This window comes from Arthrobacter sp. MSA 4-2, from assembly GCF_016405885.1.
In the GTDB taxonomy this organism is placed as follows: Bacteria; Actinomycetota; Actinomycetes; order Actinomycetales; family Micrococcaceae; genus Arthrobacter_D.
Genome location: NZ_JAEKGC010000002.1, coordinates 206,763 through 218,332 on the forward strand (window position 1 = coordinate 206,763; position 11,570 = coordinate 218,332).

14 protein-coding genes and 1 pseudogene are annotated in these 11,570 nt (G+C 69.9%); 3 read left to right on the forward strand and 12 right to left on the reverse strand.

Annotated features, from left to right (window positions below; all coding sequences use genetic code 11):
- Window positions 1–8: 8 nt before the first annotated feature.
- The 10 genes from I6N91_RS02735 to I6N91_RS02780 form a co-directional block, all read right to left on the reverse strand.
- Complete coding sequence (locus I6N91_RS02735; protein WP_198810378.1) at window positions 9–875, reverse strand: alpha/beta fold hydrolase; 867 nt, start codon at window positions 873–875, stop codon at window positions 9–11.
- A gap of 91 nt (window positions 876–966) precedes the next feature.
- Window positions 967–2,334 carry an NAD(P)/FAD-dependent oxidoreductase gene (locus I6N91_RS02740; protein ID WP_198810379.1) on the reverse strand — a complete coding sequence of 456 codons (1,368 nt, stop codon included), beginning with the start codon at window positions 2,332–2,334 and terminating at the stop codon, window positions 967–969.
- Window positions 2,335–2,524: 190 nt separating this feature from the next.
- On the reverse strand, window positions 2,525–2,992 hold the full coding sequence (locus tag I6N91_RS02745) for a carboxymuconolactone decarboxylase family protein (protein ID WP_198810380.1): 468 nt from the start codon (window positions 2,990–2,992) through the stop codon (window positions 2,525–2,527).
- 126 nt (window positions 2,993–3,118) lie between these two features.
- Window positions 3,119–3,799 carry a TetR/AcrR family transcriptional regulator gene (locus tag I6N91_RS02750; protein ID WP_198810381.1) on the reverse strand — a complete coding sequence of 227 codons (681 nt, stop codon included), beginning with the start codon at window positions 3,797–3,799 and terminating at the stop codon, window positions 3,119–3,121.
- Window positions 3,789–4,355, reverse strand: a complete 567-nt coding sequence (locus I6N91_RS02755) for an RNA polymerase sigma factor (protein WP_198810382.1) — start codon at window positions 4,353–4,355, stop codon at window positions 3,789–3,791. Before I6N91_RS02755 ends, I6N91_RS02750 begins: the two co-directional genes overlap by 11 nt.
- Window positions 4,356–4,488: 133 nt before the next feature.
- Window positions 4,489–5,223 (reverse strand): class F sortase, encoded by a 735-nt coding sequence (locus tag I6N91_RS02760; RefSeq protein ID WP_307843212.1) that lies wholly within the window; start codon window positions 5,221–5,223, stop codon window positions 4,489–4,491.
- Window positions 5,224–5,291: 68 nt separating this feature from the next.
- Window positions 5,292–6,125 (reverse strand): DUF4397 domain-containing protein, encoded by an 834-nt coding sequence (locus I6N91_RS02765; protein WP_198810383.1) that lies wholly within the window; start codon window positions 6,123–6,125, stop codon window positions 5,292–5,294.
- A 147-nt stretch (window positions 6,126–6,272) separates the two neighbouring features.
- On the reverse strand, window positions 6,273–6,896 hold the full coding sequence (locus I6N91_RS02770) for a hypothetical protein (RefSeq protein ID WP_198810384.1): 624 nt from the start codon (window positions 6,894–6,896) through the stop codon (window positions 6,273–6,275).
- 112 nt (window positions 6,897–7,008) lie between these two features.
- Window positions 7,009–7,779 (reverse strand): sulfite exporter TauE/SafE family protein, encoded by a 771-nt coding sequence (locus I6N91_RS02775; protein ID WP_233091379.1) that lies wholly within the window; start codon window positions 7,777–7,779, stop codon window positions 7,009–7,011.
- Window positions 7,772–9,202, reverse strand: coding sequence for an NAD(P)/FAD-dependent oxidoreductase (locus I6N91_RS02780; RefSeq protein WP_198810385.1), 1,431 nt, complete (start codon window positions 9,200–9,202; stop codon window positions 7,772–7,774). Before I6N91_RS02780 ends, I6N91_RS02775 begins: the two co-directional genes overlap by 8 nt.
- Window positions 9,203–9,246: 44 nt before the next feature.
- Here I6N91_RS02780 and I6N91_RS02785 point away from each other — a divergent pair, with 44 nt between their 5' ends.
- The 3 genes and pseudogenes from I6N91_RS02785 to I6N91_RS02790 all read left to right on the forward strand — a co-directional run bounded on the left by I6N91_RS02785 (window position 9,247) and on the right by I6N91_RS02790 (window position 10,418).
- On the forward strand, window positions 9,247–9,963 hold the full coding sequence (locus I6N91_RS02785) for a class I SAM-dependent methyltransferase (protein ID WP_198810386.1): 717 nt from the start codon (window positions 9,247–9,249) through the stop codon (window positions 9,961–9,963).
- A gap of 36 nt (window positions 9,964–9,999) precedes the next feature.
- A pseudogene (locus tag I6N91_RS17545) lies at window positions 10,000–10,110 on the forward strand (alpha/beta fold hydrolase); the annotation flags it as partial.
- A 44-nt stretch (window positions 10,111–10,154) separates the two neighbouring features.
- The gene (locus I6N91_RS02790; RefSeq protein WP_198810387.1) at window positions 10,155–10,418 is read left to right on the forward strand and encodes an alpha/beta fold hydrolase; all 264 of its coding nucleotides are present in this window, start codon (window positions 10,155–10,157) and stop codon (window positions 10,416–10,418) included.
- A 90-nt stretch (window positions 10,419–10,508) separates the two neighbouring features.
- Here the strand turns inward: I6N91_RS02790 and nusB are convergent, their stop codons facing one another.
- Both nusB and efp read right to left on the reverse strand, forming a co-directional pair.
- Window positions 10,509–10,919 (reverse strand): transcription antitermination factor NusB, encoded by a 411-nt coding sequence (nusB, locus tag I6N91_RS02795; protein WP_198810388.1) that lies wholly within the window; start codon window positions 10,917–10,919, stop codon window positions 10,509–10,511.
- Window positions 10,916–11,479: an elongation factor P gene (efp, locus tag I6N91_RS02800; RefSeq protein WP_120165428.1), complete on the reverse strand. Its 564-nt coding sequence runs from the start codon at window positions 11,477–11,479 to the stop codon at window positions 10,916–10,918. The genes nusB and efp overlap by 4 nt, the downstream gene beginning before the upstream one ends.
- Window positions 11,480–11,570 lie beyond the last annotated feature (91 nt).

Sequence of the window (11,570 nt, forward strand, 5' to 3'; positions counted from 1 at the left end):
CAGCGGAATCAGGACGGCGCCAGGAAGTCCCGGACCGCTGCCGCGGCCTCGCCGCGGCTGGGCCCGAGCCAGAAGAGGTGGCTAGGCGCCGGAAGCTCCACCAGCCGTGCGGTGGGGATGGTGTCCCGGAAGTCCTCGGCGTGGGCGTAGGCGACGCCGCCGTCATGGCGGGAGGCCGTCACCAGCGTGGGGCAGCCGACGCGGGCCTGGGTCCGGCGGCGGTAGGAGGATCGGGCACGGCGGGCCTGGCGCAGGTCGTTGGCGAACCCGGACCCGGACGCCATTGACTGGAACAGTTCCCGGGCCCGCTGCCTGTCCCCGGCCGGGAAGGTGTCCCACCATGCGCCGGTCGGAAGGTCCGAGAGCGTTCCGGCCATGCGCCGCAGCCCGGGGTCGGTGGCCACGCTGCGCGCGACCGCCTTCCAGGTGTGGCCTGAAAGCGCCGGCCCAAAAACCACCGGAGCGATCCGGGCCTGCAGAGGCGAGTCGGGGTACGGGTGGGTCGACGGGGCACAGCTGTGAAGCACCAGCCGGGGTGGGAGGTGCGGAAGCGACACGGCCGTCGCGATGGCCTGCAGGCCCCCGAAGGAGACCCCGACCGCCGCGGTGGCCTTCTCGATGTCGAGGCGCCGGGCGCTCTCGGCCACAGCGGGAAGAAACTCCGCGGCGGTCAGCGGACCCACGTCGGTGCGCCCGTACCCGGGGCGGGAGAACGCGAGCACCCCGTAGCCCAGCGAGGTGTAGAGGCTCCACCCGCAGTCGCTGCCGGCCCGGCAGTGGCCTCCGGGGAAGAACAGGACGGGCGGCTTTACGCCGGGCAGGTACAGGATTTCGACGGCCCCCAGGGACGTCGTCACCACCTGGACCTCATCCATCGGCCCAGTGTAGGTTCCCGCCCGGGCCGGCGCCGGGGCCGGCCGCGGCGAAGTGCCCCGGCCGGTCAGGAGGCCATCCCGGAGGGCCCGCTTACCGGACGGTTGGTGCTTCGCTCGCTCCCGGAGCCGCCTGGGGTGCGGGCCTGCTGTAGGATTCGGCCTCCTCGAACGTCCCGCGCGGGGTCTGCAGCCCGCGCAGTCCGGCGGTGTCGCGCCCCAGCCAGAGGTTGTTCCACCACCCCCACAGCACCCGCCACTTCCGCTCCCAGGTCGGAATGGCCAGCACATGGTATCCGCGGTGCATCACCCAGGCGGGGAATCCCTTGACCACGATCGGGCCCGACTGGAACACCCCGGAGCCAAGGCCCAGGGTGGCCACCGCCCCAAGGTTGCGGTGGAAGTACCTCGTCGCCTCGCCGCCGCGCAGGGTGTCCCGCAGGTTCCGGGCGAGCAGTTTGCCCTGACGGATGGCGTTCTGGGCGTTCGGGACGGTGAAGCCGCCGACGCCGCCTCCGGAGAGGTCGGGGATGGCCGCAATGTCTCCGGCCGTCCAGGCATCGGCAACCGGGGTGTCGTCGGTGCCCACCCGCAGGTCGGCCCGCGCCCTCAGGCGTCCGCGCTCGTCGATCGGAAGGTCGGTGTGCCGCGCGAGGGCGGGGTTCGCAAGGACTCCGGCGGTCCACACCAACAGCCCTGTTTCGAATTCCTCGCCCGTGGAGAGCCGGATAGTCCCCTCCACGGCGGAGTCGAGCTGGGTGTTCAGGTGGACCTGCGCCCCGCGGGCGGCAAGATGCCTGAGCACCCACCGGCTGGTCTCCTCGGAGACCTCGGGCAGGATCCGGCCGGTCGCCTCGATCAGGTGGAAGTGCGTCTCGGCAGGACTCAGTTCCGGGTAGCGCTTCAGCGTGGCCGTGGCCAGCGCCCGCAGCTCGCCGAAGGCCTCGATCCCTGCGTATCCGCCGCCGACGAACACGACGGTCAGCAGTTTCTCCCGGGCCGGGCCCGGGGGAAGTGACGCGGCCATGTCGATATTGCGCAGCAGCGTGTCCCGGATGAACACGGCCTCCTCGATATTCTTCAGCCCGACGGCCTGCGCGCCGACCCCCGGGATGGGGAAGGTGCGGGTGACCGCGCCGCCGGTGACGACCACGATGTCGTAGGTCTCCGTGTCCTCGTGCCCGTCAGGGAACTGGAGCGTGGCGGTCTTCGCCGCGTGGTCGAGGTAGCTGACTTTTGCGGTCAGCAGGCGGGTCTTCCGAAGGTGCCGGCGGTGCAGGATCACGCTGTGCCGGGCCTCGATCGACCCGGCCAGCACCTCCGGGAGGAACGGCTGATACGTCATGTAGGGCAGCGGATCGACCATCGTGACCTGCGCCTCGCCGGGGCGGAGGTACTTCTCCAACCGCCAGGCGACGTAGAAACCGGCGTAACCGCCGCCGATAATGAGGATTCTGCGCATTGACCTGCGCCTCCAATTTCATGCTGGTACTGCTGGAATGGGCACCTGGTGCGCCGGTGCCCGGGCGGAAGACCCGTCCCCGCTGGGCGGTGGGACGGAGCTCCGGCCTTGCGGGTCGGAGGAGAGAACCGGGGTTGCCCCCGGGCCGTGGCGGCCGGCGTCGGCGCGGTGGCGCTCCCGCCGCGAACTGTCAGGGGTTGACCTCATAGGCACTGCTGATGGCGATGCGGTTGTAGCTGTTGATGACCAGGGCCACCCATGACACCGCGGACATCTGCCCCGGGGAAAGGTGGGCCGCGGCGGACTCGTAGAGACCCGTGTGGGAGTGGGAGTCGCGGATGTCCGTGATGTACTCGGCCAGCGCAAGTGCCGAACGTTCCTTTTCGTCGAAGTACCCGCTTTCCCGCCATGCGGGCAGCAGGCTCAACCGCTCGGCGCTCTCGCCCTTCCCGAGGGCGTCCAGTGTGTGGATGCGGAGGCAGAACGCGCACCCGTTGATCTGGGAGACCCGGATCTTGACCATTTCGATCAGCAGGGGTGAGAGCCCTTCGGCGAGCGCGGCCTCGTCCGCACGCTTCGCCACCGCCGTGAGTGCCTTGTACGGCTCCGGGTGCTCCGATCCGATGTTCGTCCGCCCGGGCTGTGCCTTGATCGTCATGCTGTTGGTTCCTTCGATGGCTTGGAGTTCCGGCGCCTGGTGGTGCGCTGGTTCCACTATCGCGCGGCGGGGCCCGGACCGAGGCAGGAATGGGATGAAGAGGCACCGATCGTTCCACCCGGCGGCCTAGTTCCGGGACCTGTAGGACTCCCGGTACGGTGCGGAGGCGGTCCCCTCGACAGCGAAGCGGGCCAGTGCCCGCAGGAACGGCCCGTCGACGTCCTGCCCGGTGGCGATCAACCTGTGGTGCAGGGCCCCGTAGACCGCGTCGATCACCATCACCAGGTCCACGTCGTCGCGGACCTGGCCGCGGAGCTGGCCCCGGCGCAGGATCACCAGGAACCCATGCCGCCGTTCGCGCAGCAGTGTCTGGCGGAACTGGACGGCGAATTCCTCGCTGCGGATGGCCTCCGCCAGGAGGTTCGCCACGGTGGACGCCGCCCCGCCGACCTTCAGGCAGTAGGTCAGCGACACCAGGTAGGAGTGGAGGTCCCGGCCCACATCGCCGGTGTCCTCGACCGTGGTGAGCAGGTTCGTCTTGTAGGTGAAGGCCTCGAGGACGAGCAGCTGACGGGATGGCCAGTGCCGGTACAGGGTCGACTTACTCACCCCCGAGGCCCTGGCAACGGCATCGATGGTGACGGCGTCGTAGGTCAGCCGGTCCACCAGGGCGCTGGCGGCCTTCAGGACGCGTGCGCGTACCTCGGCCTCGTGTGAGGCGATCAACGGATGCGCGGGATCGGCCACGCTGCGCAGGGCCACCCTGGCGGTGGGTGCGCGGCCGACGGCACCGGTATCAGGCCGCATGCCAGGCGCCCAACCGCCCGCGAAGGTGTGTGAGCCCCCTGCGGATATGGCTCTTGACGGTCCCCAGCGGAAGATTGAGCAGCGCCGCGATCTGCTGGTGCGTCAGGTCCTCGTAGAAGGCGAGCCGCAGGATGGAGCTGCGGGGCTCCCCCAGCAGCTGAAGCTCCGTGTCGAGGGCCACCCGGTCCGTCACGGCGTCCACTTCCCGTGCGCGGTTCCGAAAATTCCGGAGATCCGTGTGCATGCCCCACCGGGCCACCAGATGGTTGTGCCGGCTCCGGGCGGAGAGACTGTCGTTGACCACATTCCGGCAGATGCCGAAGATCCACCTCGGCACCGTGCCGGACCGCGGATCGAAGCTGTCCCGGAAGCGCCAGGCCCGCACGAACACGTCCTGCGTGATGTCGGCGGCCACTGCGCGGTCGTCCACGGACCGCAGGGCAACGGTGTAGACCAAGGGGGCGAACCGCCGATAGGCAGCGATCAAGGCTTCCTCGTCCCCGGCGAAGAACTGTGCGTCAAGCTGCGGTGTCCACTCGAAGCCTGGAGAGATCACGCTTCACTCCTCTAGCGCAGTGCGGGCCCGGCACCGCGCCAAAAGACGGCCTGCTGTCCTTCACTGCCTCCTCCCGGCGTGTGGGAGGTGTGGGGTTCAACTGATCAGCGGAGGGACTGCACTGAGACCGCGTTCAGAGGGGCAAGGCTGTAAGGACAACATTATCCTCGTAATCGCCCTTCTCGGGCAGCCATTTTCCACCGCACGTAATGATCTTGAGCTGGGCGGGGCCGTCACGCCGAAACACCTCGGATCCGTTGAGGGTGGCCTTCGGCACGTTCTTCACTTCTGTCACCTCATACCGCAGTGACCGCCCGTCGGCGAGGCCGACGGTGATGACGGTGCCCGGCTCCACGGCCCTGAGCTGGGCGAAGGGCAGCACCTCGGTCTGGCTGTCGACGTGGGCGGCGATGACGGCGTTCCCGGCCTTCGAGCCGGGCGCGGGCCCGTAGCGGTACCAGCCCGCTTCCCAGAAGCTGTTCGGGATCTCCATGGCATCGTTCTTGTCGACCCCCACATCGACCACGTTGACGGAAATGCCGGTGTTGGGGATGTCAAGGGACACGGGGGGCACGGGGGGCGGCTCGGCGTCGGCCTTGGCCGGCCGGACCGGGATCTCTTCGGGAGGCGGCAGCACGGGCACAGGGGGCGGCGGCGCGCCCGTCGGCTTCCGCGTCGGGTTTGTTTCGGGCAGCACGGGCGGCGACGCCGGGCCCACGGCCTCCCGCGGGGACGCCACCTCGGCCGCGGCCGTCATGCCCTGCTGCGGCGCCGGGGCGGACCAGAGGCTCACCGAGCAGCAGATGGTGAGCACGCCGGCCGCGACCGACGCCGCAGTCAGTGCGAAGGATTTTCGTTGTTGGTGCACAGGATGGGTTCCTCGGTCGTGCGCTGGGCGGGGTGTGCGTCCGTCTGCAACGCACACCCCGCAACGTGTCAGGCCCGGGCGGTGCGCCTCCGGCCTGCCACCGCGGCGCCCCCCAGAAGTGCAAGCAGCAGTGCACCGAGGCCGAGGCCGAGCGCCGCGCCGTCATTGTTCTCCGCACTCTGTGCGGCCAGACCGGACTGGCCGCCTGGGACAGCCCCCGGAGTGGACTGAAGGCCCTCGATGACCTGGGTGGCCAGCGCGAGGTTTCCGCCTTCGAGGCTTCCCCACGCGTAGACGATCGTCGAGGTGCCCTCGGCGAGGTTGAGGTCGGCTGGGCCGATCACGGGCTCGGTGGTGCCTGCGGCCGCGACCGCTGCCGACACCGTCCCCGGAGCGGTGCTCAATGACGCCTCACCCGGGTTGCTCAGGTTCGGGACGATCGGTGCACCGCCGGCGAGGACGTCCACCGCCGGAGCAGCGGCAACATGCCGTACAGTCAGCCGGGCCTTGCCCGCTTCCACGGGGGAGACATCGTTGGTGTAGAAGTTGGCCGTCGGATTCCCCGCGGCGTCGAGGTTGGCAGTGGCGGTGTAGTTGCCGCCGGCCTCAAGGGTCACGTCAACGGGACCGATGACCGGCGCCGATGCATCCGGGGCGTCCGCAGCCGTCACCGCCAGCTGGTAGTTTCCGGCGGGCAGCGGGAGCGGACCTGCAAGCTGGCCCGGAGTGAAATCATCGAGGGTGAGAGCCCCATTGACGTAGACGTCGACCGTCAGGTCGGGGACCGCGTGCAACACTGACAACGATGCCTGGGACTGGGTCTCGGCTGCCGAGGCCGGACCGGCCATGGCCGCGGCGCCCATCACCAGCACGGTTCCAACGGTATACAAGCTTCTTCGCATGACAACTCCTTTGTGTCGCCCGACCGGGCGCGTTTCTGCTGACACCGGTACTACCCGGAGGCGGCCCCGTAGGGATGCACAACGGGCAATTTTTTCGGCAATTAGAGTATCGAAGCCCGGCCGGGACCCGGCAGGAGGCCGGCCGGCCTAACCTGCCGGACGCAGCGCCGGCTGGACCAGGATCAGGTCGGGGCCGAACCGTTCGTCGAGTGAGCGCTGGATGTCGCCGGCGTCGTAGATCACGCTGACCACCAGGAAGCCCTGGGTGGTCCAGGAGCTCAGGACGGCGGGGTCGCCGGAGGCGTGGAGTTCCTGCTGGATGCGCTGGAGCTGCGGCTCGTCGCCCGCGCCGGTCCTGCCCCCGGACAACCGCGGGTCCTCGAACGGCATCGCGTCGTACAGGGACAGCGGAATGGGCGCCCGCGTCGAGGTGAACTCCGTGCCGTCCCAGGTCCCGAACACCGCATACGTCCCCCAGGTCACCCCCGAGGCGCTCTCCGACTGCTCCACCGCGGACCAGTCCCAGCCGTTGATGACCGGTCCCGAGCATTGGGGCGGGTAGGACTCCGCCACCGGCCCCAGGCACAGTTCGGCCGGGCTGCCGTCCTTCTGCAGAACGGTTCCCTGCCCTACCAGCTCGGCGGAGGCGGACACGTTGGAGACGGAATCCGCCGGTGCAGCCTGCCGGCGCGGGGCATCGGCTCCGCAGCCCGAAAGGACGACCACCACAGCCGCGGCGGCGCCAAGGGACATCAACGTCCTGAAGCTCATGCGGATATGATCCCCGATTCCTAGGGGCGGCGGAACGTGTTCGGCGGAATCGGCCCCGGATCGTGACCCGGGCCGCAGCGGGCCGCCCCATCCTCTGGCCCAGCCGCCGGCGTCAGGTGAAGAAAACCATCCGCACCAGGGCCACAGTTCCCACGGTGATGATGATGCTTCGAAGCGCCACCGGGGGAAGCCTGCGCCCGTAGCGCGCACCGATGAAGCCTCCTGCAAGCGAGCCGCAGGCGATCAGCAGCACCGCCATCCAGTCGATGAGCTCCCACGCTGCGAGCATGAAGATCCCCGCGGCGACCGCGTTGACCGCGGTGACCAGCACGTTCTTCACCGCGTTGATCTGCTGCAGCGCGAGCGCCGTCACGGTGCTCATCAGGCCGACGACGAGGACGCCCTGGGCGGCGCCGAAATACCCGCCGTAGACGCCGAGGACCAGGACCCCGGCCAGCAGCCCGGCGTGCCCCCTGCCCGGCTGCGGACCCCGGCCCTCCCGGTTCCGCTGAGCCGTCCGCCGCTGGAGAGCCGGCCCGAAGGCGACCAGCAGCAGGCCCAGGCCGATGAGGACCGGGACGATCGCGGCGAAGGCCTCCGCCGGCAGGACCAGGAGCAACAGCGCGCCGCCAACCCCGCCGGCCGCGGATGCCGGCAGCAGCCGAAGGAGCAGCCGCCGGTTCGGGGCCAGCTCCCTGCGGTATCCCCACGCCCCCGAAAGTCCCCCTGCCACGAGGCCGATGTTGTTGGAGATGTTGGCCACCAGCGAGGGATAGCCGAGGAGCAGCAGCACGGGAAAGGTCACGAGCGTTCCGGTCCCCACCGCCGCGTTGATCATCCCCGCCGCAAAGCCGGCGAGCAGGATGGCAGCCGATTCAATCAATCCCGTGTCCGTCCCTTCGGGCGCGCCGGGACCTGCGGCGGTTGAGCCCGACGAGGAGCTTCAGGGCAGCCCGCGGAAGCGGCCTCTCCAGCCGGGCGTAGGTTTCGGCGATGGCGGCGTTCCACAGGGCGTCGTTATAGGTCGGGTAGGGGTGGGTGACGGCTGTCAGCGCCCGGGTCGTCATTTTCTGGTGCACGGCGAGGGTGAGTTCGGCCAGGGACTCCCCGGCCCGGGGGCCGACGATGGTTCCGCCCAGAATCCTTCCGCGCCGATCGAGGACGATCCGCGTGAACCCGCTGGTCTCCTGCTGGGTGATCGCCCGGTCCGAGCCGGCGTGCTCGATGGTCCTCGTCGTGGAGCCCCTGCCGGACGGCGAGGTTTGGCCGACGGCCGCCACCTCGGGTGAGGTGAAGGTGACGCGGGGAATGGTGGTGTCGACGGTCCGGCGGCCGCCGAGGACGGCGTTGAGGGTGGCCGTGCTCGCGTGGACTCCGGCCAGGTGGGTGAAGTCGGGGTAGGGCGTGACGTCGCCGGCGGCCCAGACCGCCGGATTGGACGTACGCATTGAGGTATCCACCCGCACGTATCCCGCGTCGTCGCATTCCACCCCTGCCGAACCGAGCCCGAGACCGGCGGTCCGGGGGCCCCGGCCGACGGCGACGAGGATGACATCGGCGTCAAAGCTCCGTCCGCCCGAGGCATGGACCGTGCTGCCGGTTTCCCCGGCGCCGACCCTCTCGACGGCGGCACCCTCGATCACCTCCACCCCGTCCGCCGTCAGGCGGGAGCGGATCAGGGCCGCTGCGTCGCGGTCCTCCCGGGGAAGGATGCCGGACCGCGACAAAAGCGTGACCGTGGAGCCCAGCCGCGCGAAGGCCTGCCCAAGCTCGCAGGCGACGGGTCCCCCGCCGATGACGACCAGCCGGCCGGGCAGCTCCTCAAGGTCCCACACCGTTTCCGAAGTGACCGGACGTGCCGCCTCCAACCCCGGGATCGGCGGCAGGATCGGCGCGCCGCCGGTGGCGATGAGGGCCTGCCGGAAGCGGATTTTCGTGCCGTTGATCTCCGCCTCACGGGGTCCGGTGAACCGGGCGGTGCCGGAGACCACCGTGGCACCCAGGGCCTCGAGCGCCTCCGGGGAGTCCTCCGGTTCGATGGCCGCGATGGCGTCCGCGACCCGCCGGCGCACGGCGGCGAAGTCGGTGGCCGTGCCGGACCCGGGCCGGCGCGCATCCGGTCCCTCGGCGGCCGACAGGAGCGCCTTGGAGGGAACGCAGCCGGTCCAGAGGCAGTCTCCCCCGGTCCGGGCCCGTTCGACGAGCACCGTGCGGGCTCCAAGCCGGGCGGCCGTCCGCGCACCCACCAGCCCGGCCGTCCCCCCGCCGATCACCAGCAGGTCGACGGGCTCACCGCTTACGTCCATTGACTTCCTCCATCGTCGTCGGGCCCGGGATTTCCGTCCAGCCTATGCTGTACCCACGGCCGTCCCGGCCGCCGGGCCCGAGGAGGAATCCCATCGCCGACAGGTACAGCGTCCTCGCTCCGTTCTACGACCTGCTCTCGGGCGAATTCCCCGTCTACGGGCCGGGCAGGAGAAAAGCAGTGGATCTGCTCGACCTGCAGCGCGGCGCCCAGGTGCTCGACGTCGGCTGCGGCACCGGACTCAACTTCGCCCTGCTCCAGGAGCGGATCGGGCCGGCGGGAATGATCCTTGGCATCGACCGCAGCCCGGGGATGCTCCGGCGGGCGCGCCGGCGGGCGGAGCGTTCCGGGTGGGCCAATGTCCTTCTGGTCCAGGCGGATGCGACGACCCTCCGGCCCGCGGCCGTCGGCGCCTGCGCGGCCGCCCACGGCGGACGCGCCCTGTCCGACGCCGCCCTGGCCACCTACTCCCTCTCCCTGATGCCCTCCTGGCAGGACGCGTGGGAGCGCATGCTGGCGCTCGTTGCCCCGGGCGCCTCCGTCGCAGTGGTGGACATGCAGGAGCCCACCGGGCCGTTCGCCGCGGCCGCGCCCCTGGCACGGCTCGCCTGCCGGCTGGGTGGTTCCGACATTGCCGCCCACCCGTGGACCGCCGTCGAGCGCGGGCTGTCGGACCTCCGGCGCGCCTCGGTGCGCGGCGGCCATATCCAGATCAGGACGGGCCGGTACTCCACCGGCGGGGGGACGCCGCCGGGGACGTAACCGGCTCGTGCGGCCTTTGTCCTGCCGGCGGGCGTCATGCTGCGGCGCCAGGGCGGCTGCCGCCCGTCCCAGGACCTCGTGGCGGTGGTGGACGCCCTGGGCCGTCAACGCTTCTTCCTGTGCGGCCATGACCGGGGCGGCCGGGTCGGTCACCGCCTGGCACTCGATTTCCCCGACCGGCTGGAGAAGCTGTGCGTCATCGACATCGCGCCGACGCTGGCATCGATCCAAACCACGACCGTCAGGACAGGGAACGCGGCCATCGGATCCGGTGCGACACCCACGTGCTCTGGGGCGAGCGCGCCGTGGTGAACCGGCTGTTCCGGCCGCTGGAACGCTGGCAGGCCCAGCGCGAAGGACGGGTCACCGGGGAAGCGCTGCCGTCGGGCCATTTCATCCCCGAGGAGCTGCCGGCGGAGACGGCCGGCGCCCTGAAGGAGTTCTTGGGCCGCTGATCGGGCCCGAAACCACCGAGAGCGCGGCCCCACCGCCCCGAAGGACGGCCGGACCGCGCTCTCAGCCGTGTGCCGGCGCTGGCTTCCGGCCTACGCCAGCAGGGTCGGCTTGAGCTGCTGGAGCCGGCCGAGCAGTCCGTTGATGAACACCGGGGACTCGTCGGTCGAAAGCATCTTCGCCAGTTCCACGGCCTCGCTGACCGCGACTCCGTCGGGCACATCCTCGTTGTACAGCAGCTCCCAGCTGCCGATGCGCAGGATCATGCGATCAACGGCGGGCATCCGCTCAAGCGTCCAGCCCTGCGAGTAGGTGCTGAGGTACTCGTCGATCTGCTCGCGGTGGGACAGCACACCCTCGACGATGTCGACGGTGTAGTCGGCGATGACCATGTCGGTCTTCTCCCGGCGGGCCTTCATCACCTCGAGCGGGGTCACCGAGCGCTGCTCGGCCTCGAAGAGGACGTCCAGTGCCCTGCGGCGGGCCTTGCTGCGTGCACTCACTCGTTGACGCGTCCCAGGTAATCGCCGGTGCGGGTGTCGACCTTGACCTTGGTTCCGGTGGTCAGGAACAGCGGAACCTGGATCTCGTGGCCGGTCTCAACGGTGGCAGGCTTTGTGCCGCCAGTGGAGCGGTCGCCCTGCAGGCCGGGCTCCGTGTAGGTGATCTCGAGGACAACCGACGGCGGCAGCTCGATGTACAGGGCGGACCCTTCGTGCATGGCGATGGTGACCATCTGGCTCTCGAGCATGAAGTTCTCGGCGTCACCGACGGTCTTGCCCGGCACGGTGATCTGGTCGTAGTCCGTGGTGTCCATGAAGACGAAGTCTTCGCCGTCCTTGTACAGGTACTGGTAGTCGCGGCGGTCGACGGTCGCCGTTTCGATCTTCAGGCCGGCGTTGAACGTCTTGTCCACCACCTTGCCCGACAGGATGTTGCGCATCTTGGTGCGCACGAAGGCACCACCCTTGCCCGGCTTGACGTGCTGGAACTCGAGCACGTTCCAGAGGTTGCCTTCAAGCTTCAGCACGGTGCCGTTCTTGATGTCATTCGTGGTGGCCACAGGTTCACTTTCGTCGATCGGGGAAATGGATGGCTGCGCCCGGGCGCAGGGCACGGCGCAGCGCGTAAAAGTCCAGAGGCAAGTCTACCCT

Excerpts from the sequence above, each read along its gene's own strand:
- I6N91_RS02735 (WP_198810378.1), bottom strand. The coding sequence starts at position 875 with ATGGATGAGGTCCAGGTGGTGACGACGTCCCTGGGGGCCGTCGAAATC.
- I6N91_RS02740 (WP_198810379.1), bottom strand. The coding sequence starts at position 2,334 with ATGCGCAGAATCCTCATTATCGGCGGCGGTTACGCCGGTTTCTACGTC.
- I6N91_RS02745 (WP_198810380.1), bottom strand. The coding sequence starts at position 2,992 with ATGACGATCAAGGCACAGCCCGGGCGGACGAACATCGGATCGGAGCAC.
- I6N91_RS02750 (WP_198810381.1), bottom strand. The coding sequence starts at position 3,799 with ATGCGGCCTGATACCGGTGCCGTCGGCCGCGCACCCACCGCCAGGGTG.
- I6N91_RS02765 (WP_198810383.1), bottom strand. The coding sequence starts at position 6,125 with ATGCGAAGAAGCTTGTATACCGTTGGAACCGTGCTGGTGATGGGCGCC.
- I6N91_RS02770 (WP_198810384.1), bottom strand. The coding sequence starts at position 6,896 with ATGAGCTTCAGGACGTTGATGTCCCTTGGCGCCGCCGCGGCTGTGGTG.
- I6N91_RS02780 (WP_198810385.1), bottom strand. The coding sequence starts at position 9,202 with ATGGACGTAAGCGGTGAGCCCGTCGACCTGCTGGTGATCGGCGGGGGG.
- I6N91_RS02785 (WP_198810386.1), top strand. The coding sequence starts at position 9,247 with ATGCTGTACCCACGGCCGTCCCGGCCGCCGGGCCCGAGGAGGAATCCC.